Source organism: Nocardia colli (assembly GCF_008704205.1).
GTDB classification, from domain to species: domain Bacteria; phylum Actinomycetota; class Actinomycetes; order Mycobacteriales; family Mycobacteriaceae; genus Nocardia; species Nocardia colli.
The window spans coordinates 308,703-331,463 of record NZ_VXLC01000016.1; the positions used below are offsets into that span (position 1 = coordinate 308,703).

Genomic DNA, 22,761 nt, shown 5'->3' on the forward strand with positions numbered 1-22,761 from the left:
ATTGCCCACTGCTATGGCAGTTACACGTATTTCCTTGCAACGAACTGGTCATGTCGGGCCCCCGGAGCACGGGCGGGTGTGCGGCACATTCGCCCAGATGGGAGAATGGCGGAACTATGACCGTCTCCCTGCCCCTCGTTTTCGATGCTCCGCGCCGTGGCATGCCGCCCCGGCACCTCGCCGACCTCGACGCCGAGGGCAGGCGGGCGGCCGTCGAGGAGCTGGGACTGCCCAAGTTCCGCGCCGACCAAATCGCCCGCCAGTACTACGGCAGGCTGCAGGCCGACCCGGAACTGATGACGGATCTGCCCGCGCCGGTGCGCGAAAAGATCGGCGAGGCGCTGTTCCCGCCGCTCATGTCGGTGGTCAAGCACGTCGCGTGCGATGCGGGCGAGACGCGGAAGACGTTGTGGCGTGCGGGTGACGGCACCCTGCTGGAGAGCGTGCTCATGCGCTACCCGGACCGCGCTACCCTCTGCATCTCCAGCCAGGCGGGTTGCGGGATGGCGTGCCCGTTCTGTGCGACCGGCCAGGGTGGGTTGAACCGTAACCTGTCTACCGCTGAGATCGTTGATCAGGTGCGCGCCGCGGCGGCTGCGATGCGCGATGGTGAGGTCGCCGGCGGCCCCGGCCGACTGTCCAACATCGTCTTCATGGGCATGGGTGAACCCCTGGCCAACTACAAGCGGGTGGTCGCCGCGGTTCGCCGCATCACCTCCCCGTCGCCGGACGGTTTCGGTATCTCCCAGCGCAACGTCGTCGTCTCCACCGTCGGCTTGGCTCCTGCGATCCGCAAACTGGCCGACGAAGACCTCTCCGTCACCCTCGCCGTCTCCCTGCACACCCCCGACGACGAACTCCGTGACACCTTGGTCCCGGTCAACAACCGCTGGCCGATCGCCGAAGTCCTCGACGCCGCCCGCTACTACGCCGACAAATCCGGTCGCCGCGTGTCCATCGAGTACGCGCTGATCCGCGACATCAACGACCAGCCTTGGCGCGCGGACATGCTCGGCCAGAAACTGCACAAGGCGCTGGGTTCGCGCGTGCATGTCAACGTGATTCCGCTGAACCCCACTCCTGGCAGCAAGTGGGACGCCAGCCCGAAACCCGTTGAGGCGGAGTTCGTCCGGCGCGTCAATGCGCAGGGTGTTCCGTGCACCGTCCGCGACACCCGCGGCCAAGAAATCGCCGCCGCCTGCGGACAGTTGGCAGCCGAAGGGTAGTTCCCGGTTCGGGGTTTAGTAGGGCGACGATCAGCCTGATAGGCGCAGATTCGCGATACCGATGATCATCCCGTGGCGCGGAACAGTTTCTGCTACAGCCGGATTCACTACGCGTCGCCAGCGGCCGCGTGGAGCTCGCTGGAATCGAACAGGGTTGTCCAGAACTCGTGCTGCACGGCGTTCCACAAGTCTTGATGCTGCGGCAGCTTCTCGCGCGCGTCGGCGAGATCCAGCGAGGATGTGTCGCTGTCGAAGACGATCGTTCCGGGCTGGGCCAGCGGCAGCGGCTTGTCCGGCCATTCGACGGCGGGGCCGGGGTCACTGAACAGCGTTATCCGCAGAATCCAGGGTCGGCGCCGAATCAGCTGCCAGTCAGCGGCTTTGCGGCCATCGGCCGTTGTGGTCGTGCGTAGCCCTCTGCGTCTCATCGCAATTCCCCTCGGCGGTGATGCTTCCCGATGCCGGGGGAAACGCCACCCCGGCATCGGGAAGATTCGTGCGCCGACCTGCGGGGCGCCAGCGCGCAGGCACTCGACCGGCCGGTCGAGGCCTTCGTGTTTGTCGATGCGGAATCCGAATTCGCTTGTCCGCCAGCATAAGTGGCGCAGTTCTCGCGCTCGGAGTGGCTCGGCCACGCTCGGGGATGCGCCGGCACTACCACTCGGCGGCAGCGCACCAGCGGATCGACATCGGTCTCCGGGGCAGGAGGCGATTCGGCCGCCTGTTCGTCGAGACGATCCATGCGTGTCCTTCTGTGGTGCAACAGCGTTCGGCTGCTCACGCTGCATGCCCCGAACGGGGCTATTGGGCGATCACAGTGTTTCAGACCTGGCGCGCAGATGCAACGGCACCTGCGCCTGCAGCTGCGAACGCACGTACATCTGCACGTGCGTTGGCGTGTACATTGATTGGTGAGCGGCGTTAACCAGAAAGTCGAGAGTGTCATGTCGGAGAGAATTGCGGCGCACGAGCTACCTTCGAGCGAAATCGTCTGGCGGAAGAGTTCATACAGTGGCCCGCACGGCAATTGCGTTGAGGTGGCACAGCTTTCGGCAGATCGGATCGGAGTGCGCAATTCGCGGCACCCACGGGGAGCGGTGCTGACGTTCGCCCGTGCGGAGTTCGATGCGTTCGTCGGGGCGATCAAGAACGGGTGCTTCGATGGCCTGATGCGGTAAAGTATTTCGTTGGTGTGGCTACTGGGACGTGGCTCCCCACGCACATCGGCGGCGATACAACATCGGAGACGACTTGATGGCAGTCAGGCCGGAACATGCAAATCCTGCGGTAGCGGAACTTTCAGCTGCAAGGGGCCCAACGGTTTTGCGGATCGCGCTCGGCGGCCAACTGCGCAAGCTTCGGGAAGAGCGCAATATCAGTCGGCGCGTCGCCGGCGAGGCGTTGCGGGCGTCCGAAACCAAGATCACGCGGATGGAGCTGGGGCAGACCGGGTTCAAAGAACGCGACATGGGGGACTTGCTCACCTTGTACGGCGTGCTCGACCTGGACGAGCGTGAGCGCTTTCTGGACTTGGCCCAGCAGGCGAACCAGCCCGGCTGGTGGCACCGCTACAGTGACGTGCTCCCCTCATGGTTCGAGACCTACGTCGGCCTGGAGCAGGCCGCCCAGCGGATCCGAATCTACGAAACCCATTACATCCCAGGCCTTTTCCAGACTGCCGACTACGCCCGATACATCTTCGGTCTCGACTCGGCGCAGGAAGCGCAGCGCCTGGTCGACATGCGGATGCGACGGCAGCGGATCCTGACTCGCGAACCGGACGCACCGTCGGTGTGGGCGGTCGTCGACGAGCACGTGCTGCGCCGGCAACCTCCGGATCCGCGAATTGCCCGCGATCAGCTGGAGCATCTGCTCGAACTGATCGAGCGGCCGAACATCACGCTGCAGGTGTTGCCGGAGACGGCAGGTCCGACTCCGGCCGAAGGCGGCTCGTTCAGCATGCTTCGCTTCCCCGAATCCGAGCTGCCCGACATCGTCTACCTCGAACAGCTCACCGGCGCACTCTATCTGGACAAGAGATCGGATCTGCAGCACTACCGGCAGCTGATGGATGTCCTGAGTGCGGCCTATGCCCGGCCGCCGGAGGAGACGGCGACCGTGCTGAACAAACTCCTCGAAGCCCTGCCGTAACTCCGGCGTCGACGATCGGTGGCACGCACCGCGTGTTGGACGCGCGGTGCGCTGGGTAACGCGGCCGGAGTCAGGGTTTGCGAGCGATTGCGCCGATCATGAGGCGTTCGGCGATGGTCAGCTTATCGCGGACGATGCGGTCCGGGCGCCACTGCGGCAGGTAAACCAAGCCGGGGTCGACCATTTCGAGGCCGGCGAACAACGCTGCGACTTCGTCGTGCGTGCGGAAGCGGCCGGTGCCGAGGAAGGTGAGGAACGTCTTCTCGAGCTCGCGGGCCTCGGGACCCGAATCGCAGAAATGGGTCAGGAACAGGTAGCTTCCCGACGGCACCGCACTCATGTACGCGTCGACGATGCCCTTCGGGTCCTCGTCGTCGTGCAGGTGATGCAGCATGCCCACCAGCATCACCGCCACCGGCTCGGTGAAGTCGATCAGTTTCCGGACGCGGGGTGCGCCCAGCACCGCCGCCGAGTCGCGCAGATCAGCAGTTTCCACGTCGGTGAGTCCATTGGTGGCCAGCAGAGCTCGCCCGTGCGCCAACACGATCGGGTCGATGTCGACATAGACCACCCGTGCTTGCGGGTCGACGCGCTGGGCGACCTGGTGGGTGTTCTCCATGGTCGGCAATCCCGCACCGAGATCCAGGAACTGCCGGATCCCGGCCTCGCCGGTCAGGTACCGCACACCGCGGCCGAGGATTGCCCGGTTGTACCAAGCGAGTTCGCCGATCTGGGGCATGGTCTCCCGAAGTCGATCAGCCACTTCTTGATCGACGTCGTAGTTGTCCTTGCCGCCCAACACTGCGTCGTAGGCCCGCGCGATGCTGGGCCTGCCCAGGTCGATCCCTTCGGGCACTTCGGGATTGGCCACAATCCACCTCTCTCGACGTATGACCCAGCGGTTCGCGATCGGGCACCACAGTTGGTAGTCCGCAACCGATCATGCTGCTGCTCAACAACATTAGCAAGGGATTGGATGCCTGCCGCGAATTTTTCGGGTGCAGGCGGTACGTCTGATCCCATGCACGGTGCGCGCGGTCGGGAGTTGGTACCTGACAATCCGTGATTGCCTGCCGGCGGTGCCGACGGAGAGGGGAGTGCGACGCGTCAGCGCACAAGCTGGAAGAACGCCCGAACATGACGTGGGATTCATGACCTTTCGGCCCAGGGGCGGGACCTGACAAGAGTGGTCGCTTGGTTGGTGGACAGGGTTCGGTGTGCGTGGAATGCTGTCGCGATCGCGGGGGACGCGACGGGAACCGAGGGGGATATGACGTGGATAGCTTTGTGGCGCCACCGGCAGCGCCGAGTACCGAAACTGCAGGGGCTGCTCTTCGGCAATGTGCGGGGGTGGCCTCGTCTGCGAGTTGGCCGTCCGGCGATCATCGACCGGCACTGCGCGACGAGCAGTCTCGGCGGTCAGGAAGATCAGGTCCGCGTCGCCTGCTGCACGCTGGGTACATCGGGTCACCGTCGATCGCCGAACCAGACAGCGCGGCAAGGGAATTCGCTCACGGAGCGTTACGAATCGCCCTTGAGGTTCTCGATCACCGCCGACCGATCGCCCACCTCGACGCCATAGCAGAACCGCCGGTGGTCTCAGCGATTCGCACCTTGGTCGCGGGCGATTACGTGCCCGGCCGCGCATTAGGCACCGCAGTACTGACCCGAGTCAACGTAGTGATGGTCAACAGTGACGCCGCGGAACTGTGCGCCGCGTACGACCGAGGCCACCGCCATTTCGCCCTCGCCGCACACATCGCCCGCACCCGCGCCGATCACTGGCGCATGACCGCCCTCCGAGTGCTGTGACCGCATTTCACCATGCATCGAACCGCAGTCCGGCCGCCGTCCCGATGCTCCCGTTTAGAACAGGTTCATTCGCAACTGGATTGAGTGGCTGGGCGCTTAGTGTGCTCGCATGGGGTCGCGAGCTGAGATCGTAGTCATCGACGCAGGGACACAACGGAAGTTCTATACCCATTGGGGTGCTCGAGCGTTACACCTGGATCTTTTGCCGGGAGCGCTGAGCGCATTGCGGTTCGCTACTGCGCAGGAAGAGGTCGAGAACTGGATTTACGACCTCGAAGCGGTGGCGGTGATCGATGTCGACAGCCGGATGTTGTTGTGGCACTCCAGCGCGTGTAAGGAAGACGCGATTCGCTGCGCTGTCTTCGAGACGATGCGGGAAACCTGGCCGAATTGGTCTATCCAATGGGCAGAATTCCAAGAACGGGACCTGATCGACTATTGCACCGGGCGTTGGCCGCAATGCATTGTCACGGTTGTTGCTCCCGGCAAGCCCCGGTTGTACACGCCCGCCATCGATTTGATGCATTTACTGGAGCAGGGACCTGCACTGGTCGAGGTCATCGCGGGTTGGAAGCGGGCCGACCGTTTGCCCACCCTGCCGCCCTACGGCCTCCATCTCGACCCCGCGCAGAAGTGCGGTGCCTGGTGGGCATTCGACAACAATTCCAGTGTCCTGGATGCGATCGCCGAGCACTGGCGCGATTGGCGCTGGGAAAACTGGAACAACCGGATGGCCAAGATACTGACCATGACCGACCCGGGTCCACCCGCAGACGTGATGAAGGCGTTCCAGTCCCTCTCCGAAAGTTTCGAGCAGCACCAGCTGCTAGACGCGGGCACCGAAGCCTCAGCGGCCCTGCTGAACATGACGGACTGGCTCCAAGATCTCACCCGCTCGGCGGGCCAAGCACCGACCACCATCGAAGACAACGCCTTCACCCACCGCCCCATCGAACTCTCACCAACCGAGTTGAACGACACCCGCGAAGCAATCGCCAGAGCCGCCCTCCGCTCGGCACCCTGAGCACGGGATCGCAATCAGTCCCCTCACCTGGCTGTTTTCGATTTATTCGAAAATAGGGCACAATGGATACCTACGAGGGAGGCTGTTGTGACCGATACGCTGAGTGAGCGCACGCTCTTGCCTGAGCACCCGGACCAGCTTGCCGAGGTTCGGCGGTTCCTTGACTCGACGCCGGCACCTGTCGAAGCAACCATCCTGCGGTCGGCGCAGGGCGAGGTAGTGGCCTTGCCCGCCGAGCTCTTCGAGGGCCTTCGGCTGTTGGCGCTGGCCCTCGCCGAAGGTAAAGCAGTAACGGTCGCCCCGCTGCACACCACGCTGACGACGCAGGAAGCGGCCGAACTTCTGGGAATGAGCAGGCCAACCTTTGTGAAACTGCTGGATGCCGAGGAAATCCCGTTCACCCGCCCGGGTCGGCATCGTCGTGTTCGCCTCTCTGACGTGCTGGCGTTTCGTGAGTATCGGCGCGCCGAGCGAGCTGCCGGTCTGTCCGAGTTGACGAGGATCTCTGAGGACCTAGAACTCTATGACGATGTTCCGTCGGAACCGCTGCGACGGCATGACTGATGCAACGAGTCTTTCTCGACACCTGCGTTCTGTATCCGGGCCATTTGCGCGACTGCGTGCTGCGTCTGGCGGAGGCCGATCTGGTTCAGCCGCTATGGTCTGCTGAGATTCTGGCGGAACTCAGACGGAATCTCGCAGTCCGAAACGGTAATGATGAGACCACGTCGATGCAGGTCGATCGCTTGATCGGCACTCTGACGGGATTCTTCCCGGATGCAATGGTCAGCGGGTACGAAGAGCTCGTCGAGAGGATGGAGAATCATCCGAAGGACCGGCACGTCCTGGCTGCGGCATTGCAAGGGAACGCGGATGTGCTGCTCACTTTCAATCTCAGAGACTTCAAGGTGCGGCCTATCGGTGACGGCTTTCCGGAGTTGTTGCACCCCGACGAATTCCTGTTGGACGTATTGGACTTGGCTCCTGGGCAGGTAATCCGGCTGCTGCGTAAACAAGTGGCCGAGCACAAGCGGCCACCCAAGCACATCGAGGGACTTCTCGATGTGCTTGATCGCTCCGGCGTCTCGGGCTTCGCAGCGGAGGTTCGTCGCCGTCTCGACTGATCGGTCTGCCAACCTGTCAGCGGCCGCCCACGCACGCATCACACGTCGCAATGATCGACGATTCCGCAATAGAGCTCTTCGCCGCTTACGCCCGAGGCCACCGTCGTTTCGCGCTCGCCGCCCGCATCGCCCGCATCGCGCCGATGGCTGGCGTATTACCGCCTTACGAGTGCGATGACCGTGAGCCGCATTCGGTTTCTGCGTGCCCGAGCTGGCTTAACCGGCCAATGCTCCACCGAGGAAGATCCCGCCGATGATGATTGCGGGGACGCCGAAGACGATGGTGCCGACGATTGCGCCTAGGGCGGCGCCGGGGATGGCGGTGACTATGCAGCCGCCGAGGAAGCCGGGGATGGTGAGGGCGCCGAAGGTGGGGATGGTGGCGGCGCCGCCGACGAGGAGGCCGCCGAGCAGGCAGCCGAGGGTGGCGCCGACGAGGGTGCCGATGATCGTGCCCAGTGCGGTGCCGATGCCGACGATGGTGGAGAAGGTCGACAGTGCGGCGCCGAAGGCGGGGGACATCGGGTCCAGGGCGATGTCGTTCAACTGGTCGGTGGTGCCGGGCGCCGGTGTCGCGCTGGCGGGGTCCACGCTCGGCGTCAATGTCGCGGTGTTGCCGTCGATTCGGGCGGCGATCGGAAAACGCTGGTTGTCCCGGTAGTAGCCGAGCGGGAACGCCGCCATCAGGTTACCGCTGTCGTCGCGGATCTCGAGCTTGTCGTCGGCGGTGTCGAGGGAGCCGGAGTCGGTGGAGAAGACCATCGAGCCGCCGAGGGCCTGCGCGGTGTAGTGCAGGCCGGCCGGCTCGGGGTCGGCCTGTGCCGTGCTCAGCGAACCTGCCACGATCGCTGCCGTCAACACTGACACGGCAACGAATTTGGTCGAAACATTCATGCGCACACTGCCTTCGATTCGGCCTGCTGGCACGGCGGCACCGCGCATCAGAACGGGGTTGTCGGACAAGTCGCGGGACGTCATGGACGCCTCGCGGTCCCGCTGACGATAGCTATCCCGCATGAAGATATGCCTCAAAGGTAAGTCGGCGAGTCGCGCGAGGCAAGACTAGCTGAGTGTTAGCTGAGGCACATCAAGGCTGCTGAGCGGGCATGCCGGCGTGTCCAACTCGGTCTGTTCAGCGCGACTCCGATCCGGAATGGCGCTCGTAGCGGGAACGGGCGCGGTCGTAGGCCGTGTGGAGCAGCTCACGTGTCGTTGTCCCGGTACGGGTGCCGGGATCGACCACGGCGAGCCAGCCGGCGGAGCTGTAGGTGGGGTGCGGGAGGACGGTGTCGGTGACGCTGTAGTCCACGTCGATGGCCTGCTGTCGTGGTGGGTGGCCGGTCCATTCGATGAACGCTTCTTTCCCGGCGGCGATGTTGACTCGGAAAGCGTTGGGGCGGTTCAGATCCGAGCTCGGTTCACCGGGGTAGTCCTTCGTGACGATCGTCGCGAAGGGCTGGGTCTTGGTGGGGACCACTCCATCGGGGGAGTAGTAGAAGAAGGTGTCGCCCCAGCTGATCTCCGGCCATTCGGTTCCCGCGGTTGGGCTGAGGGTGAGAACGCCGTCGAGGCCGGCCACGAAGTCGATGATCTCGTCTATGGTCATAGGTTCCAGCGTCTCATTCAAGTGCTTGTGTGGACTTGGCATGCATTCACGAGGAGATTTGATTGACAAACCTCAAATCGCAGATGAAGCGCACGGTCGACATCGCACGATCCGCGGGCTACTCGGTCCAGCAGGTACGCAATCTCGAACGGGCCGGCGTGTTGCCGCCAGCGACGCGCACCGCGACCGGTCACCGGATCTACGGGGACATCCACCTGCACTCGGCGCTGGCCTATCGAGCACTCGCGGCCGGCGCGGGCCCGACCGAGGCCAAGCGGATCCTTCGAGCGTTCCACAACGGCCCGATCCCCGACGCTCTGGCCTTACTCGACGCGGCACACGCACGGTTGCACACCGAGCGAATCGAACTCGGACACGCCAAGCAGGCCGCAGCGTCGATCTCCCTCGAACCGATCGATGACGTGCACAGCTCCGACTCGATGAGCATCGCCGAACTGGCCGACGCGCTCGGCATCCGCCCCTCGACGTTGCGGCATTGGGACGCAGAAGGTTTGGTCATCCCGGAGCGCAACCACACGCAACAGGGAGCCCGGCACTACCCGCCGAATCAGGTCCGCGACGCCCGCATCGTCCATCAACTCCGAAAAGCGGGCTACCCGATCGCGCACCTACGCACTGTGATGCCGGACTTGCGGAGCGTAAACCGATCCGAAGACCTGCACTCCGCCCTCGCCGCCCGCGACGCCAGTATCGCCACCCGCTCCGCCGCGTTCCTCGACGCCGCTGCGGAACTGCGCGCGGTAGTTTCGCTCGCCGCGAAAATCGAATCGACGCAATAAGATCCACGGCTCGGGGCATGGAGCGTCCGCCAACGGTGCCTGCCCCGCGGCAACTTCGGGCCCGCCCGCGCAGTCGGTGCTCCGTAGCTGAAAAGAGTTGAAAATTCACGGAATTCGATCGACACCGGCGATATCGCGCTCCCACAACTTGCGGTCGCTCAACGGCAGTGGCACGATTCGCACGTTCGGGGGGGCCGTTCGGCAGCGCCGAACTCTGTGTTCGACAAAAACGTTGATGGGGGAAATCCGTGAATCTCGACTTCGACGCCGACCCGCAGTTCTCGTGGTACGTGGTCCTACTGCTGGTGAGCGGCTTGGCGATGCTCGCCTTGTCCTTCGCTAAATCCCAGGGCAATGTGGGCCAAATCCTCAACGCCGTCTTCGGCACCCTGTTCGTGGGCTACGGCATCTATCTCGCCTTCCTCTTCGAAGGCGGCTCGTACTGGATGTTCTTCCAGGCGTTCATCCTGCCGGTGCTGCTGGTGTTCCAGTGGGCCAAGTCGCTGGGCGGTTCCGGTAATCGCTCCGCGTAGCGCGCGATTGTCAGCTCCGGCCGCTGACCGCTAGCTGAACGGATGCGGTAAGCGTCACAATTCGCCTCTGACCAGCGTGAACAGCCATCACGCCGAGAAAAGTAGTTTCGCGAAGCAGCATGTGGCTACCCCTTGGAGAACGCCGATACTGGTCGTCGGCGCGGATATCGCGCAGACGGCCGGTCGGCGGAACCGCAGCTCGCCAGCACTTGGCGGGCTGCCACGACAGCGGGAAGGAACGAATACATGCTGATGCTCACCCCCACCGCCATCGAGGTCGTCCGCAACATCACGTCCGCGGAAGGCGCGCCGGATGAGGCCGGTCTACGCATCTCCACCGCGGACGGCGCCGAAACCCTACAGCTCGAAGTGGCCGCCATTCCGGCCGAGCAAGACCAGGTCCTAACCGCCGAGGGCTCGCGAATCTTCCTGGATCGGGAGGCCGCCGCGTTCCTGGACGACAAGGTCCTCGACACCGGAACGGACGCCAACGGCGCCGGCGGCTTCGTAATTGCGTTGCAGGGCAAGTACTCCTAGACCCGAACGTCTAACGGACGCGTGGCCACAGCTGTGGCCACGCGTCCGTTCTATGCGACGAGCGTGAGGTGGGCGACCCGGCGCTGACCGGTACCACCCGCGCGCGTCAGCAGACGAGCGACAGCCTCGGCCACCCGCCCGGGCTGCTCCATGATCACCGAATGCCCTGCGCCCTCGACCATGACGAAATCCGCGTACTCGACCGCGGCAGCCATCGCGACGGAATGCGAAGCCGGCGTCATCAGGTCGGCGGAACCGCACAGCACCAGCGTCGGGATCTTCGACAGCACCGCGAGCGCGTCGGTCCGGTCGTAGCTCATGAAGCCGCTCAAGAAACTCGCCATGGTGACGATCGGCGTCTCGTTGTGCATCGCGTTGGCCAGCGCGAGCACCCGCGGACTGACCTTGCGATCGCCGAACTCCGCCATCCGGATGACCGGGGCGAAAACCTTGCAGGCCAACAGCTTCGCGTGCTGCATCAGCACCGGAGCCCGCCGCACCGCCGCCTGGAACACCGAAACGACCGGGTTACGCAGCAGCCGTCCGAACCCCGCGTCGGCCAGCCCGCTCGCCGCCGTCGCGATGAGCCCGACACCGACTATCCGCGAACCGATTTCGTGCGGCCGCTGACCGACGTAGGTGAGCACGGCCATGCCGCCCATCGAGTGACCGACGAGAATAACCGGACCTCTGGGGGCGACGGAATCGAGCACGTCGCGCAGATCGTGGCCGAGCTGCTCGAGATTGTAGGTCTGCCGAGCTGCCGCGGCCGAATCGCCATGACCCCGATGGTCGTAGCAGACCACCCGAGCCCCGCTGTACTGGCGAAGCAGCGCGTCCCGCACGTAGGTCCAGGACTCGGTGCGCAAGCAATGTCCGTGCAGGAGGACGACAGTGAGCTCCGCGTTGCGCGGCCCGTATTCGCGAACCGCCAGCGCCACACCGTCTTCGGTCGAAACCGTGGCACGGCGTTCGGCCGAGGTGACGAGGGTGCTGGAGTTCGGCATCGGAGGCTCCGGATTCGCTGGCGGTGACACGTCCAACTTTCCGGCATCCCGGCCGCCGACATCAGGACCCCGAGTGCTGAGCCCCGGCCACCGAGGTGGAGCAGATCACCACCCAGGGTGGCGTCACGAGCGTTCCACCTGCGGTCGCAGGAGTCGTTCGTTGAGGTGTCTGCGCACTCCGTCGACGTCGATCGGCTCGCCCGAGGCCATGATCCGGTCCAGGTCGGCGCAGGCCTGGGCGGCCGCGGTGGAGCGGGGCAGCATGACGGATTCGTACGCGCGGACCGCGTCATCGAGGGTGGGGTGGGTGGCGATGGCCGCGGCGAGGTCGGTGCCGTCGAGCATGGCAAGGTTGGCGCCGATGCCGAACGGGGGCATGAGGTGGGCGGCGTCGCCGAGCAGCGTGCGGCCGGGGTGGTGGTCCCAGGTGTGTCCGACGGGCAGGACGAACAGCGGACGGTTGACGAATCCGCCATCGCTGCAACGGAATAGGTCGAGCAGGCGGTCGTGCCAGCCGTCGAACGCGGTCAGCAGGTACTCCCGCACGGCCGTAGTGTCTTCGAGTTCCAGACCCGCGGCGATGTACCAGTCGTGCGGAATCTGCAACCCGGCATAGACGCGGATGTGGCCGCCGCTGTTGCGTTGCGCGGACAGCATTGTGCGGCCGGACTTGGCGATGAGCGTGCCGTCGCCGATCAGTCGTGCCAACGCGGGGTGACGGGTGTCGGCGTCGTCGAGGAAGGTTTCGATGAGGGTGCTGCCGGTGCGCGTGGGGACAGCGGCGGACAGCGCCGGCCGGACCCGTGACCAGGCGCCGTCCGCGCCGATGACGAGATCGAACTCCTGGGTTGTGCCATCGCGAAACCACAGGGTCGAGCGGTCGATGACCGACTCGACGGCTTGCCCTCAGCGGACGGTCCCAGGAGCGAGTGATTCGAGGAACAAGCATTCTGGATAGTCCATGATCAGTTCGGCCACCCCGAATCGGACACGGGTTATGCTGCCTCGATCCGAATGCTCGATGGGAAGGGGGCGTGGTGCTTGGGGTGGGGGACTCGTTCGCCGGTTATCTCGTCGAGGGTGTGCTCGGCCAAGGCGGGATGGGTACGGTTTATCGGGCCCGGCATCCGCGGCTGCCGCGCCTGGTCGCGCTCAAGCTGCTGAACCGCGCGGTGTCCGAGGACGAGGAATTGCGGCGGCGCTTCGAATTGGAAGCCAATGTTGTTGCGCGCCTGGATCATCCCGGAATCGTCGGGGTGTATGACCGCGGCACCCAGGACGGGCACCTCTGGATCTCCATGCAGTACATCGCCGGCACCGATGCCGCGCGGCTGGATCCCCGTGCGGCGCCTCCGGGACACGTCGTGCAGATTGTCGCAGACACGGCGGACGCGCTCGACTATGCCCATGGCCGCGGAGTCCTGCATCGGGACATCAAGCCCGCGAACATCCTGCTCGCCGAATCGAAATCCGGGCATGGGCCGCGCGCGATCCTCACCGATTTCGGTATCGCCCGGTTGCTCGACGCCGACACCAAGCTGACCGCCACCGGAACATTCACCGCCACCCTCGCTTACGCGTCGCCGGAACAATTGTCCGGCGAACAAGTGGATCATCGCGCCGACCAATATTCACTGGCCTGCACGCTCTTCACCTTGCTGGCCGGACAGACCCCTTACCCCGCAACCAACCCGGGTCAAATCGTCGCCGGGCACATCACCAAACCGGTCCCACGGCTCAGCGAGCGACGACCCGACCTACCGGCATCGCTCGACGAGGTCATCGGCCGCGCGATGGCCAAGCAACGGCACGAAAGATTCGCCAGCTGTAGCGAATTCGCGGAAGCGGCGAGAGACGCGTTGTCCGGCCGACCTGTTGTCACGGGGTATCGGACGGCACCGACCGTGTACAACACGCGACCCGAGCCGTCCCCCGCCGTCGACATCGATCCACGACGCCGCACTGCTCCGACGATGCTGAATCAACACTCGAATCCGGTTGGGGCATCGGTGTATCCGGGACAGATGTCGCCGGTGGCCGATCCGCCACCGCCGTCGGGTCGCACAGCCAAGACCGCCGCTGTCCTTGCGTTGCTGTTCGGCCTGATCGCCGAAGTGCCCGCGGTCGGCGCGGTGATCGAGTTGACCAGCGGGCATGGCACCGACGCGGCGACGGAAATGATCGCCATAGCGGCCGCTGTCACCGCACTATCGGCGCTGCTGATCGGCGGGGCCTTGGCACTACTGTTTCGAAAACGCGGCGGAAGGCTGGCAGTCGCAATCGGTTCGGCGATCGTCACACTCGCCGGCTTGGCTGCGGTAGGCGCGGTGCTCATCGACCGCGACTACTCCGGTCTGGCGATTTTCGGTCCGGTGCCGGTGTTTTCACTCACCGCACTGTGGTGCGCGACCTCGCATTCGACCGCGCGGTGGCTCGCGCACCGGCCGCTGGACGGCAGCGAACTGTGACACGGCAAAGGTGGGCCTCGTAAAACGAAGCCCACCTTCACCTTCCAGCTTTCTACTTCAGCGTGATGTCATCCACGCTGTACGACCCTTGGCCGTACCAGCCGTGCACCCATACGGTGACCTTCGTGGTCGAGGCACCGGTGCTGAACTTGGTCGAAAGTTGCTGGTACGCACCGCCGGTACCCGGCGTCCAGGTGGACGTGTCGGTGGTGCCCGAACCGGTGACGCCGAGGTAGACGTAGTTGCCGTTCACCCACGCAGACAGCGTGTACGCGCGATTCGGCTCGACGGTGATCTCCTGCGCGCACTGGGCGGTATCGCCGCTGCTCGCCGCCGCGGTGAGGGCGCCCTTGCCGCCGTGCACCGGGCTGGTGACGAGGGTGCCGAGGTTGCCCGCGCAGGACCACGGGGACAGTGAGCCGGCTTCGAAATCACCGTTGACCACACCGTTTCCGGTGGGTGGCGTGGTGGTTGTCGTGGTCGGCGGAACTGTCGTGGTGGTGGTTGTCGTGGTCGTCGTCGTGGAGGTGGGCGGAGTCGTCGGTGTGGTGGTCGGCGGCGTGCACGTGGAGGCGCTGCCGTTCACGGTCTTGACCACCTGGTTGAACAGTGTCGAGGCCGCGTCCAGGTTCTCCAGCGAGTACATCATCGCGCCGCCGAGTCCCTTGCAGTGCAGGTAATCCGACTTGGCCTGGATGGATTGCAGCGAGTCGCCGCCCCAGAAGTTGGTGCCGTCGTAGAAGTAGGCGGCCTGCGCTACCGGGTCGTAGAACGTGCGGGACGGATTGTCGACGACGCCGGCCAGTTCCTTGTACATCCGGATGCCAGGGACGTTGCCGGAGGACGGTCCGCCCGGCGCCGGACCCGTGGCGGGTTGGAACAGCCCATTCTTGTTGCCGGGCTGCACACCCGTCCAGCCGCGGTAGTAGAACGGATAGCCGATGGTCAGCTTGGTCGGCGGGAAACCACCGGGGATGCCGTAGGAACTGTCACCCGTGGTCCACGCGGTGATCGCCTCATCGATGTTGTACTTCGCGTTGCCCGGCGGCACCGGGTTCATCGGGTCGTCCGGCCGACTGTAGATCGGATCCTGGAAGTTGGTCGGGCCCTTGGCATCCCACGCGCCGTGCATGTCATAGGTCATGACGTTGACCAGGTCGAGGTAGTTGCCGAGCTTGTCGGTCTCGTAGTTGCGGATCTTGTCCTGTCCCGCTGCCACGGCCGCGGTCAGCGAGTAGCGCTTGTTGTCCACCAGGCCTTGCGCGTCCAGCTGCTTGCGCAACTCGGCGGTCAGCAAGGTGAAGTTGGCCCGGTCGGCCGGTGAGGCGTGGTTGCCGAGATGGCCGCCGCCACCGGGATACTCCCAGTCCAGGTCGAGACCGTCGAACACGCCCTTGCCGGTGCCCGGGCCGCCGTAACCGTCGGCCTTGGGCAGGTTGCCCTTGATGAACATGTCGATGCACGAGGACGCGAACTTCTTGCGCGAGGCATCGGTCGCGGAGATGTCGGAGAAGAACTTCGAGTACGTCCAGCCGCCGATCGACAAGAGCACCTTGAGGTTCGGGTGCTTCGCCTTCAGCTGCTTGATCTGCTTGAAGTTGCCGACGATCGGGTCGTTCCAGGCGTCGGCGGTGCCGTCGACGCTGATCCCCGCGCCGAATGACTTGCCGTAGTCGGCGAACGAATCACCCGCGCCGTCACCGGCATTCGGGTTGTTCTCGTCCTGGCTGGCCGCCTTGTTCGCCTCGAAGCAGGTCAGATCGGTGGGATGGATGTTCGCGAACGCGTACATCATGTAGTCGAGCTTGCCCGCCATCCCCGAGGTGTCGACGTTCTTGAGGTAGAAGGCGTTTTCGTAGACCGACCATTGGTTGTAGTAGCCGATTTTGACACCGCCGGACGTCGGGGGAGCCGCGGCCGCGGTCTGGGCCGGTGCGTTGGTGAATCCCACCAACACCGCGGCTATGCCGATCAATAGACTCGCGACCATTGCGACGAGCCCGGTAGATTTCGCCGTTCGCATGGGGTCCTCCCTATGGGGACGTTGGATCGGTCCCCGATGAACGGAATCGCATAAAGGTCAGCGAATCGTTCACCGCGACATTTCTGTGCGCGCGGCGATGGCCCGAAGATCGTAGGCGAACGAGAACCGAAATATATTGTGCTGATGGTTGACCCGGCCGATGGGGGTGCCGCCGAGTCCGGCCAACCGTTTGAATCATGACATGTTCGGCGACGTCCGCATCCCCAGTGCCAGAGTGGGGAGCGCGGCTGGTCAGCGCCGTTTTTCCCCAGTTCCGAAGGGGTAGACGCGGCGCAGATTGCAGGAGGTGCAATCGTCGGAAAATGCCTGATTCCGGCCGGCGGCGCGGCCGGCAGGAATCAGGACTTCGCACTACACATGACGTGATAGATCATCCGGTGACAAGTCGTCCCATCGAGTGAATTTCATCGACGTCGCCGCCGGTGATGAAGGACCACGGCGCGGTGAAGAATCCGTTGTCACCCCAACTCGCTCCCCAGGAATTCTGGATGGTGACGCCATTCTGGTCGTATCCGACGATCGTCACCTCATGGCCACCGACCGTGCGCTCGTTGCGCGACGGGTTGTAGCGGGAGTTGCTCTTGCTCAGGTTCATGAAGCTCTGCCTGACCTCGAATCCGATCGGGACCGGCAGACCGGCCGAGATCGCATTCTTGATGTTGGTCACGCGATCGCCGGAATCCAGATCCTGTGCGCCGGAAAGCTTGTAGTGCGCGGCATTCGCGCGCTCCGACGCATCGGGCTGGGTGGTGTAGTCGAAATCGCCCTGCCAGTAGTGGGATTTGGTGTCGATGCCCTGGCTGCGCTCCATCGGTAGCGCGACGCCCGCCCAGGTGCCCTGGTCATTGCCCTTCGCGATCTGCGCGTAGATGTACATCGGGGCCATCGGGCCGCCGGTGATGCCCTGCTCGTTCATCAGCACGCCGTAGCCGGTGTAACCGGTCGCCCAGGCCACACACGACCCGACCGGCCCCTGGTCGCCGGCCGGCGCCGCGAACTGCTTGAGCGAGTAGGACGGCGGCGCGACGGCGGAGCCGACCCGCACCGGCAGCGCGAAACCGGTGCTGGTGTCTTTGTCCTGATTGGCCTTCGCCGCTTGCACATCGAAGCCGAAGGAATGGTGCTTGAGTTCGGGGCCCGCGGTGGGCGGATCGGCTTGGGCGATTCCCACCGAGACGAGTCCGATACCCACCGCGAATGCCACTGCGGCAGGCAGAATTGAATAACGCATGACAACTCCTGGTTGATTTGTCCGTTTTGTCGATTTAGGGCAGTTGCCCGATGTGCATCGGACGCCGAAATTGTTGAACTGTTGAACAGCCCGGGCTCTCCGTTGCTACTTGCGAATGCTCCTCGCAAAACATCAGTGCGGCAACAGCATTGGGTGTTGTTATCGTGTTTCGGATTGGGGACGTTCCCCACTTGCTGCTGTCGGAAGTCGCGGCGTAGTTTTTCCTGAAATTCAGCAACCCGAAAGTGGGTGCCCTCGTGCTGCCGCGAAGAAAACTTCATGCCTGGACAATCGCCGCGACAGTGGTGATCCTGTTGTTCGGCCATGGTGCGTCCATCGCCGAACCGCTCTCTCCTGGAAAGGATTTCACCGCGCGCCCGACCGGACTGAAGGTCACCCACGGGCTACCCGGCGTCATCGAACCCCGGGTTGCCGTCGTCGGCGCGAAAACACTTCCCTACGCGCAACAAGTGCAGGAGTGGAATCAATGGTGCTGGGCCGCAGACGGTGCCGCGATATCCACCTACCTCGGTCACCGAATCGCGCAGGCCGACTACTGCAAACTCGTGCACGCCACCGCGCAGGGTAAACAGTGTGCCAACGAGAGCGCCTCGCTCGAGGAGATCGCCGCCGCATTCCAGAAGATCGGCTTCAACGCATCGGTCGGTTCCCCGTTCTCCATGACCAGAATCGCCGCCGAGATCTCGGCTAATCGGCCCATCCTCACCGGAATAGCCTGGACCGCGGGCGGCGGGCACGCCCAGGTCATGTACGGCTACGACGCAGACAACGGCACCGTGACCTACGGCGACCCCTGGCCGACGTCCCAGCGAATCGTCACCCGGACCCTCACGTCATATACCCAAAACCCCGAATGGGCTTGGTTCGGCGAAGATTACGGAATATCGAAAAAGAAATGAGCCGGCCCACCGCAGCACTCTTGCTCGCCGCCGCACTGGCAATTTCCGGTTGCGCCGCAGCACCCCACACCCCGGCAATCGCCGACACCAGCTGGGCACCCACCCCCGACGCCGAAACGATCGATCGAATCCTCGATTCCCCCGAGGCAACCCGACTGGCCGCTTCATTCCTCCGATCCCAGCACCCACCCCTCACCACCGAAACCCCACACCCACTCCACCGCAACGGCACCCAAATCCTGATCTACGCAACCAACCCGAATTTCGCGACCGACCCCCGATCCCCCCTGCAAAACGCCGGCACCCCCTCCTACATCGCCGTCCCCGCAACAATCACCCCCCGAACCACCCCCGACACAATCCAACTAACCCCAACCCCACCCCATACCCCCCAAGCCATCGCCACCGGAACCGAAGAATCCCAAGCCGCCCAATCCCTCCCCACCAACGCCCGCCTCCTCCTCGACTACCCCACCCACACCTGGTTCGCCTGGACCCAAACCCGAATCACCACAATCTCATCCAGCACAAACCCCACCCTGAACGGAAAAGAGTTCGACTCGAACCAGTTCAAACAATGGCTGACATCGCGGTGAGGCAGACGAGGGATCCGACTGTGTCTCGGGTGCTGGAGAACTGAATCGGACCCGCAGGTTACGACCTCAGAGACGTCGAGAGCCGCTACGCTCGACGGACAACACTGTGCGGGGAGGGCGCGTTGCGGGACGTCGGATCGTTGTGGAAGGCACTGGACGAGCAGCTGCTGCCGTTGCTCCGCCGATACCGTCGTAATCTCGCGTCGCTACAGGTCGACACGAAAGCTGACAACACGCTGCTGTCCGAGGCCGACCTCGCCACCCAGACGGCCATCATCGAGACCATCGGGCGGCATTTCCCCGGGTCGCGATTCGTTGCGGAAGAAGACGAGGCGGAGTTACCCAGTGCGGGTGAGCCGACCTGGATCATCGATCCGATCGACGGCACGAGCGAGTTCGTCGCACCTCACGGACGCGAATTCTGCAGTGTCGTATGCCTTCTCGAAGGCGGCGTACCGACTGCGGCCTACGTTCTCGCTCCCGAATTGGGCGTCGACCGCTCACCGATAACGATTCACTGGTCGGGAGAAGTCACGGTGAACGGCCAGACGGCCAAGCCTCTCAGTCCGACAATGTCACCGAGACGCGCGTCGGTGACACGAAGCAAGAACGCCAGCGCCCGGAAGTTCGAAATCGATCTCGCCGACGCCGGTTGCCTCATGAAGATCCGCACCACATCCCAAACCCTCGACATGGTCAGAACCTGTGTCGACCTGTCCGCCTGGACGCAGGCTCCGGAATCCCAGTTCGACCTGTTCTATCGCCCCAACCAGAAAGTATGGGACGGAGTCGCAGGCATCGGACTGGCGACAGCGATGGGTCGCACAGCCACCGATGGCCGCGGGATCACCCCATTGCCGCTCGCCGAGGAGTTCTTGAACCAACGCGAGCCGATCTTCCCCGAAACGATTGCCGGCGACCCGAATTGCGTGCGTTGGTTCGTCGAGTTGCTCGCCGAGTCCCGGAGTGGTTGATGTCGAATCGTGTCATGGTGGACATCACGACGTTCATCAGCGCCGAGGAGTTCATCCTCTCCCAAAATCACAGCTCCCCATCCCGGCCTCGCGATCCCTTTGCGCAGCAGTGCTATGCGGAACTCGTCCAGTCACTGATCTACTTCGATGAGGTGCTCGTCCCGCACCCGACCAAGCTGAACCCGATTCCTGCCGACTACGGCGACTTTCCTCGAATCCTTCGCCATCTCTTCGATCTGCGAATCGCCGTGCCGATGTCGATCGACCCCGGTGAAGAGGCAGCCTTGGTCACCGCCGAGCACACCGCTATGGAGACGCTCAAAACCACCGGCGTCGAGACCATGCTGCGGTTCATCGACAAGACCCGCCGCGCCGATCGCGAGGTGCAGGAGCGCGGCGGTGGGCAACGGATGTTGGCGAATATCGCGGCTTGGGCGGACTACCAGTGGGAGAACGTGCGGATCGAAGGTCATCACCGCGCCCGGATCAGCGGCGCCGATGGAGTGGAACTCGACCCGTTCGGCCAATGGGCGCGTGCGTCGTCGTTCGCTATGGAGGGACAATTCCGTAGTTTGATCGCGGACAGCGAACAACAGCTGTGGCTGATCGCGACACTGGTGCGATCGCTGCGCTACTCGGCGCGGGCGAAGGTGAAAAGTGTTGCCTACACTCCACATCCGTTGCGCCGCGACTTCTCGGTGATGTTCGACCTCTTCGACGATGGCGTCGCGGAGAGCGCGATCGAGGAAGTGATTTCGGCGGTCCGCGGGATACCCAGTGAGATTCGCAAGGTCGCCGGGGCCCGGCAGGGGCGTCGCCTGCAAATGCTGGAATACCAATTGCCGCTGCTGGGCGGGCGATTGTGGTCACTGCGCGACCGCGGACGGTTTACCGATGAGCGATGGCTGCAGATGATCTGCGGCCGCATCGACGAATACCGCTCGCGTGCAGTCGATTTCCGTCGAGCGCTGTCTCGCTGCGACACCGAAGAAGAAGCGCGTCGCCTAGAACTCGACGTGGAAGGCGTCCGCGATCAACTACTCAGACGATTGGGTCTCGAATCGGCCGAACCGAACGAGACGGAGACCACCCTGATCGAGGCCGCCGCATCGGTCGCGGAGCTGGTCGGGCCGGGGATACCGATCACCCGGCCGCTTCGGCTCGCCATGGTTCCCTTCCGGCGGTATTCCGGAACCTTGGAGAGCCTGCACCAGAAGTTTCTCTACCGCGAGTTCGTCAGCGGTATGTGAGGCCAGCGGGAAACGCTACGTGCGGTTCTTGGCGGGGCGGTTGGTGGCGGCGCGGCGCTCGGCTTCCTTGGTGGCGATTCGCTCGTTTTCCTTGACGACCTCGGCGTAGTTTTCGCGCTCGCGGATCAACCATTGTGGGGGGTCGGCGAGGAGGGTGGCGATTTCGTCGGCGGTCAGGGCGTCGGAGACTTCGGCGCGGGAGAGGCCGGAGTTGGAGACGCCGAGTTTGCGGGCGGTGACGTCGCGGGGGAAGGGGCCGGTGCGGCGGAGTTCGGTGAGCCACTCCGGGGGGTTGGTGCGGAGGGCGTCGAGGTCGGCGCGGGAGAGCGGGGTGTTGCGGAAGGATTCGGGGGCCGCGGGGAGGTAGATGCCGAGCTTGTTGGCTGCGGTCAGGGGCTTCATCAGCTGAGGGTTCGGGTCCGGGCTCACTGAAACAGCGTATCCGGTGACGATATGGTTCCTGGCATGAGCCGGTTCGAGTCGATCGATGTCGCGCACCTGCGGTGGTTTGTCGCGGTTGCCGAGGAGTTGCATTTCGCGCGGGCGGCGAAGGGATTGAATATTTCGCGGCAGCGGTTGAGCCAGACGGTGATCGATCTGGAGGGGGAGCTGGGGACGAAGCTGTTCGTGCCGGGGGCGCAGCCGACCCAGTTGACCGCGGACGGCGAGGCGTTGCTGGGGGAGGCGCGGGAGTTGATCGCGCGGGCAGCGGCGGCAGCGGTCGAGGAGCGACCGGACGGCCCTGCGGCATTGCGGGTGGGGTTCGTGCCGGGGGTGACGGTGTCGAAGTGGACGCGGATCTGGAGTGAACGTTTTCCGGATACGCCGCTAGAGGTGGTGGGGGTGCCGATGGGCGAGCAGGAAGTGGCGCTGCGCGAGGGGCGGGTCGAGCTGTGCTTCGTCCGGCTGCCGATCGATCGGGACGGGATGAGCGCGATTCCGCTGTATCGGGAGCTGCCGGTGGTGGTGGTGCCGAAGGATCATCCGATCTCGGTGTTCGAGCAGGTCAGCATGGCGGACCTGGCGGACGAGCGGATGCAGGACGCGTCCGATATCGATGCGGTCGAGGGCGCCATCGAGCTGGTCGCGGCCGGCGTGGGTGTCGCGGTGGTCCCGCACTCGATCGCCCGGCTGCATGCCCGGCGCGACCTGGTGTACCGGACGGTGACCGATGTCGCCGACACGGAGATCGCCTTGGCCTGGCCGACGGATCGGACCAGCGATCTGGTCGAGGATTTCGTGGGCGTGGTCCGCGGACGGTCCGAACGCAGTTCTCGTTCGCCGTCCGCCCGCGCCAAAAGCCCTGAGCCGCAGAAGAAGTCACCGGTGAAGCGGACCGGCCGACCGAACCCGGCACGGAATACGGCCGCGAAGAAGAAGCCGGCGAAGCGCCGAGGCCGCTAGCCCTGGGTGAATCCTTTTGCCGTGTCTGCCCCTCTCATGTCCGTGCCGGCGACG

Annotated in this window: 25 protein-coding genes; 16 read left to right on the plus strand and 9 right to left on the minus strand. The window is 64.4% G+C overall.

Annotated features, from left to right (window positions below; genetic code table 11):
* Positions 1-116 precede the first annotated feature (116 nt).
* Positions 117-1,226: a 23S rRNA (adenine(2503)-C(2))-methyltransferase RlmN gene (rlmN, locus tag F3087_RS30885; protein ID WP_150405587.1), complete on the plus strand. Its 1,110-nt coding sequence runs from the start codon at positions 117-119 to the stop codon at positions 1,224-1,226.
* Positions 1,227-1,333: 107 nt separating this feature from the next.
* On the opposite strand, the gene F3087_RS30890 is transcribed toward rlmN, so the two are convergent.
* Positions 1,334-1,654 (minus strand): hypothetical protein, encoded by a 321-nt coding sequence (locus tag F3087_RS30890; RefSeq protein WP_150405588.1) that lies wholly within the window; start codon positions 1,652-1,654, stop codon positions 1,334-1,336.
* Positions 1,655-2,170: 516 nt separating this feature from the next.
* Here F3087_RS30890 and F3087_RS30895 point away from each other — a divergent pair.
* On the plus strand, positions 2,171-2,404 hold the full coding sequence (locus F3087_RS30895; RefSeq protein ID WP_150405678.1) for a DUF397 domain-containing protein: 234 nt from the start codon (positions 2,171-2,173) through the stop codon (positions 2,402-2,404).
* Between the two features lie 145 nt (positions 2,405-2,549).
* Entirely contained in the window at positions 2,550-3,377 is an 828-nt protein-coding gene (locus F3087_RS30900; protein WP_223885466.1) for a helix-turn-helix domain-containing protein, read from the plus strand.
* 70 nt (positions 3,378-3,447) lie between these two features.
* Here the strand turns inward: F3087_RS30900 and F3087_RS30905 are convergent, their stop codons facing one another.
* On the minus strand, positions 3,448-4,248 hold the full coding sequence (locus F3087_RS30905) for an SAM-dependent methyltransferase (RefSeq protein WP_223885467.1): 801 nt from the start codon (positions 4,246-4,248) through the stop codon (positions 3,448-3,450).
* Between the two features lie 479 nt (positions 4,249-4,727).
* Between F3087_RS30905 and F3087_RS46800 the strand changes: the two genes are divergently transcribed.
* The 4 genes from F3087_RS46800 (at position 4,728) to F3087_RS30925 (ending at position 7,337) form a co-directional block, all read left to right on the plus strand.
* The gene (locus tag F3087_RS46800) at positions 4,728-5,189 is read left to right on the plus strand and encodes an Rv3235 family protein (protein ID WP_223885468.1); all 462 of its coding nucleotides are present in this window, start codon (positions 4,728-4,730) and stop codon (positions 5,187-5,189) included.
* Positions 5,190-5,298: 109 nt separating this feature from the next.
* Complete coding sequence (locus F3087_RS30915) at positions 5,299-6,213, plus strand: hypothetical protein (protein WP_150405592.1); 915 nt, start codon at positions 5,299-5,301, stop codon at positions 6,211-6,213.
* An 87-nt stretch (positions 6,214-6,300) separates the two neighbouring features.
* Positions 6,301-6,777 (plus strand): helix-turn-helix domain-containing protein, encoded by a 477-nt coding sequence (locus F3087_RS30920; protein ID WP_150405593.1) that lies wholly within the window; start codon positions 6,301-6,303, stop codon positions 6,775-6,777.
* Positions 6,777-7,337, plus strand: a complete 561-nt coding sequence (locus tag F3087_RS30925) for a PIN domain-containing protein (protein WP_150405594.1) — start codon at positions 6,777-6,779, stop codon at positions 7,335-7,337. The genes F3087_RS30920 and F3087_RS30925 overlap by 1 nt, the downstream gene beginning before the upstream one ends.
* A 216-nt stretch (positions 7,338-7,553) precedes the next feature.
* Here the strand turns inward: F3087_RS30925 and F3087_RS30930 are convergent, their stop codons facing one another.
* On the minus strand, positions 7,554-8,204 hold the full coding sequence (locus tag F3087_RS30930; RefSeq protein WP_223885469.1) for a hypothetical protein: 651 nt from the start codon (positions 8,202-8,204) through the stop codon (positions 7,554-7,556).
* Between the two features lie 265 nt (positions 8,205-8,469).
* Positions 8,470-8,943 (minus strand): DUF6194 family protein, encoded by a 474-nt coding sequence (locus F3087_RS30935; protein WP_150405596.1) that lies wholly within the window; start codon positions 8,941-8,943, stop codon positions 8,470-8,472.
* Positions 8,944-9,005: 62 nt separating this feature from the next.
* On the opposite strand from F3087_RS30935, the gene F3087_RS30940 reads away from it, so the two are divergent.
* The 3 genes from F3087_RS30940 to F3087_RS30950 all read left to right on the plus strand — a co-directional run bounded on the left by F3087_RS30940 (position 9,006) and on the right by F3087_RS30950 (position 10,813).
* Positions 9,006-9,743: a MerR family transcriptional regulator gene (locus tag F3087_RS30940; protein ID WP_150405597.1), complete on the plus strand. Its 738-nt coding sequence runs from the start codon at positions 9,006-9,008 to the stop codon at positions 9,741-9,743.
* Between the two features lie 248 nt (positions 9,744-9,991).
* Positions 9,992-10,276, plus strand: coding sequence for a hypothetical protein (locus F3087_RS30945; RefSeq protein ID WP_150405598.1), 285 nt, complete (start codon positions 9,992-9,994; stop codon positions 10,274-10,276).
* 246 nt (positions 10,277-10,522) lie between these two features.
* The gene (locus F3087_RS30950; protein WP_150405599.1) at positions 10,523-10,813 is read left to right on the plus strand and encodes a hypothetical protein; all 291 of its coding nucleotides are present in this window, start codon (positions 10,523-10,525) and stop codon (positions 10,811-10,813) included.
* Positions 10,814-10,863: 50 nt separating this feature from the next.
* On the opposite strand, the gene F3087_RS30955 is transcribed toward F3087_RS30950, so the two are convergent.
* A complete protein-coding gene (locus F3087_RS30955) occupies positions 10,864-11,820 on the minus strand; it encodes an alpha/beta fold hydrolase (RefSeq protein ID WP_150405600.1) in 957 nt (318 codons plus the stop codon).
* 123 nt (positions 11,821-11,943) lie between these two features.
* Positions 11,944-12,528, minus strand: a complete 585-nt coding sequence (locus tag F3087_RS47345; RefSeq protein ID WP_150405601.1) for an FAD-dependent oxidoreductase — start codon at positions 12,526-12,528, stop codon at positions 11,944-11,946.
* Positions 12,529-12,866: 338 nt separating this feature from the next.
* Between F3087_RS47345 and F3087_RS30965 the strand changes: the two genes are divergently transcribed.
* Positions 12,867-14,288 carry a serine/threonine-protein kinase gene (locus F3087_RS30965; RefSeq protein ID WP_317983942.1) on the plus strand — a complete coding sequence of 474 codons (1,422 nt, stop codon included), beginning with the start codon at positions 12,867-12,869 and terminating at the stop codon, positions 14,286-14,288.
* 52 nt (positions 14,289-14,340) lie between these two features.
* Here the strand turns inward: F3087_RS30965 and F3087_RS30970 are convergent, their stop codons facing one another.
* Together F3087_RS30970 and F3087_RS30975 are read right to left on the minus strand one after the other, a co-directional pair.
* Positions 14,341-16,311 carry a glycosyl hydrolase family 18 protein gene (locus F3087_RS30970; RefSeq protein WP_150405602.1) on the minus strand — a complete coding sequence of 657 codons (1,971 nt, stop codon included), beginning with the start codon at positions 16,309-16,311 and terminating at the stop codon, positions 14,341-14,343.
* Between the two features lie 391 nt (positions 16,312-16,702).
* Positions 16,703-17,563 (minus strand): C1 family peptidase, encoded by an 861-nt coding sequence (locus F3087_RS30975; RefSeq protein WP_150405603.1) that lies wholly within the window; start codon positions 17,561-17,563, stop codon positions 16,703-16,705.
* 302 nt (positions 17,564-17,865) lie between these two features.
* Between F3087_RS30975 and F3087_RS30980 the strand changes: the two genes are divergently transcribed.
* From F3087_RS30980 to F3087_RS30995, 4 genes are all read left to right on the plus strand, one after another.
* The gene (locus F3087_RS30980) at positions 17,866-18,483 is read left to right on the plus strand and encodes a papain-like cysteine protease family protein (protein WP_191094223.1); all 618 of its coding nucleotides are present in this window, start codon (positions 17,866-17,868) and stop codon (positions 18,481-18,483) included.
* The gene (locus F3087_RS30985) at positions 18,438-19,079 is read left to right on the plus strand and encodes a hypothetical protein (RefSeq protein ID WP_150405605.1); all 642 of its coding nucleotides are present in this window, start codon (positions 18,438-18,440) and stop codon (positions 19,077-19,079) included. Before F3087_RS30980 ends, F3087_RS30985 begins: the two co-directional genes overlap by 46 nt.
* A 122-nt stretch (positions 19,080-19,201) precedes the next feature.
* Positions 19,202-20,053 carry an inositol monophosphatase family protein gene (locus F3087_RS30990; RefSeq protein WP_150405606.1) on the plus strand — a complete coding sequence of 284 codons (852 nt, stop codon included), beginning with the start codon at positions 19,202-19,204 and terminating at the stop codon, positions 20,051-20,053.
* A gap of 14 nt (positions 20,054-20,067) precedes the next feature.
* Positions 20,068-21,303 carry a hypothetical protein gene (locus F3087_RS30995; protein WP_223885470.1) on the plus strand — a complete coding sequence of 412 codons (1,236 nt, stop codon included), beginning with the start codon at positions 20,068-20,070 and terminating at the stop codon, positions 21,301-21,303.
* A 15-nt stretch (positions 21,304-21,318) separates the two neighbouring features.
* Here F3087_RS30995 and F3087_RS31000 read toward each other — a convergent pair whose 3' ends face one another.
* Positions 21,319-21,705 (minus strand): DUF5997 family protein, encoded by a 387-nt coding sequence (locus tag F3087_RS31000; protein WP_396897592.1) that lies wholly within the window; start codon positions 21,703-21,705, stop codon positions 21,319-21,321.
* A 63-nt stretch (positions 21,706-21,768) separates the two neighbouring features.
* Between F3087_RS31000 and F3087_RS31005 the strand changes: the two genes are divergently transcribed.
* On the plus strand, positions 21,769-22,707 hold the full coding sequence (locus tag F3087_RS31005; RefSeq protein ID WP_150405609.1) for a LysR family transcriptional regulator: 939 nt from the start codon (positions 21,769-21,771) through the stop codon (positions 22,705-22,707).
* The last annotated feature ends 54 nt before the right edge of the window (positions 22,708-22,761 follow it).

What these genes read in the sequence shown, in the direction of transcription:
- rlmN (WP_150405587.1), top strand. Translation starts at nt 117, where the DNA reads ATGACCGTCTCCCTGCCCCTCGTTTTCGATGCTCCGCGCCGTGGCATG.
- F3087_RS30890 (WP_150405588.1), bottom strand. Translation starts at nt 1,654, where the DNA reads ATGAGACGCAGAGGGCTACGCACGACCACAACGGCCGATGGCCGCAAA.
- F3087_RS30895 (WP_150405678.1), top strand. Translation starts at nt 2,171, where the DNA reads ATGTCGGAGAGAATTGCGGCGCACGAGCTACCTTCGAGCGAAATCGTC.
- F3087_RS30915 (WP_150405592.1), top strand. Translation starts at nt 5,299, where the DNA reads ATGGGGTCGCGAGCTGAGATCGTAGTCATCGACGCAGGGACACAACGG.
- F3087_RS30925 (WP_150405594.1), top strand. Translation starts at nt 6,777, where the DNA reads ATGCAACGAGTCTTTCTCGACACCTGCGTTCTGTATCCGGGCCATTTG.
- F3087_RS30935 (WP_150405596.1), bottom strand. Translation starts at nt 8,943, where the DNA reads ATGACCATAGACGAGATCATCGACTTCGTGGCCGGCCTCGACGGCGTT.
- F3087_RS30950 (WP_150405599.1), top strand. Translation starts at nt 10,523, where the DNA reads ATGCTGATGCTCACCCCCACCGCCATCGAGGTCGTCCGCAACATCACG.
- F3087_RS30955 (WP_150405600.1), bottom strand. Translation starts at nt 11,820, where the DNA reads ATGCCGAACTCCAGCACCCTCGTCACCTCGGCCGAACGCCGTGCCACG.
- F3087_RS30970 (WP_150405602.1), bottom strand. Translation starts at nt 16,311, where the DNA reads ATGCGAACGGCGAAATCTACCGGGCTCGTCGCAATGGTCGCGAGTCTA.
- F3087_RS30975 (WP_150405603.1), bottom strand. Translation starts at nt 17,563, where the DNA reads ATGCGTTATTCAATTCTGCCTGCCGCAGTGGCATTCGCGGTGGGTATC.
- F3087_RS30985 (WP_150405605.1), top strand. Translation starts at nt 18,438, where the DNA reads ATGGGCTTGGTTCGGCGAAGATTACGGAATATCGAAAAAGAAATGAGC.
- F3087_RS30995 (WP_223885470.1), top strand. Translation starts at nt 20,068, where the DNA reads ATGGTGGACATCACGACGTTCATCAGCGCCGAGGAGTTCATCCTCTCC.
- F3087_RS31000 (WP_396897592.1), bottom strand. Translation starts at nt 21,705, where the DNA reads ATGAAGCCCCTGACCGCAGCCAACAAGCTCGGCATCTACCTCCCCGCG.
- F3087_RS31005 (WP_150405609.1), top strand. Translation starts at nt 21,769, where the DNA reads ATGAGCCGGTTCGAGTCGATCGATGTCGCGCACCTGCGGTGGTTTGTC.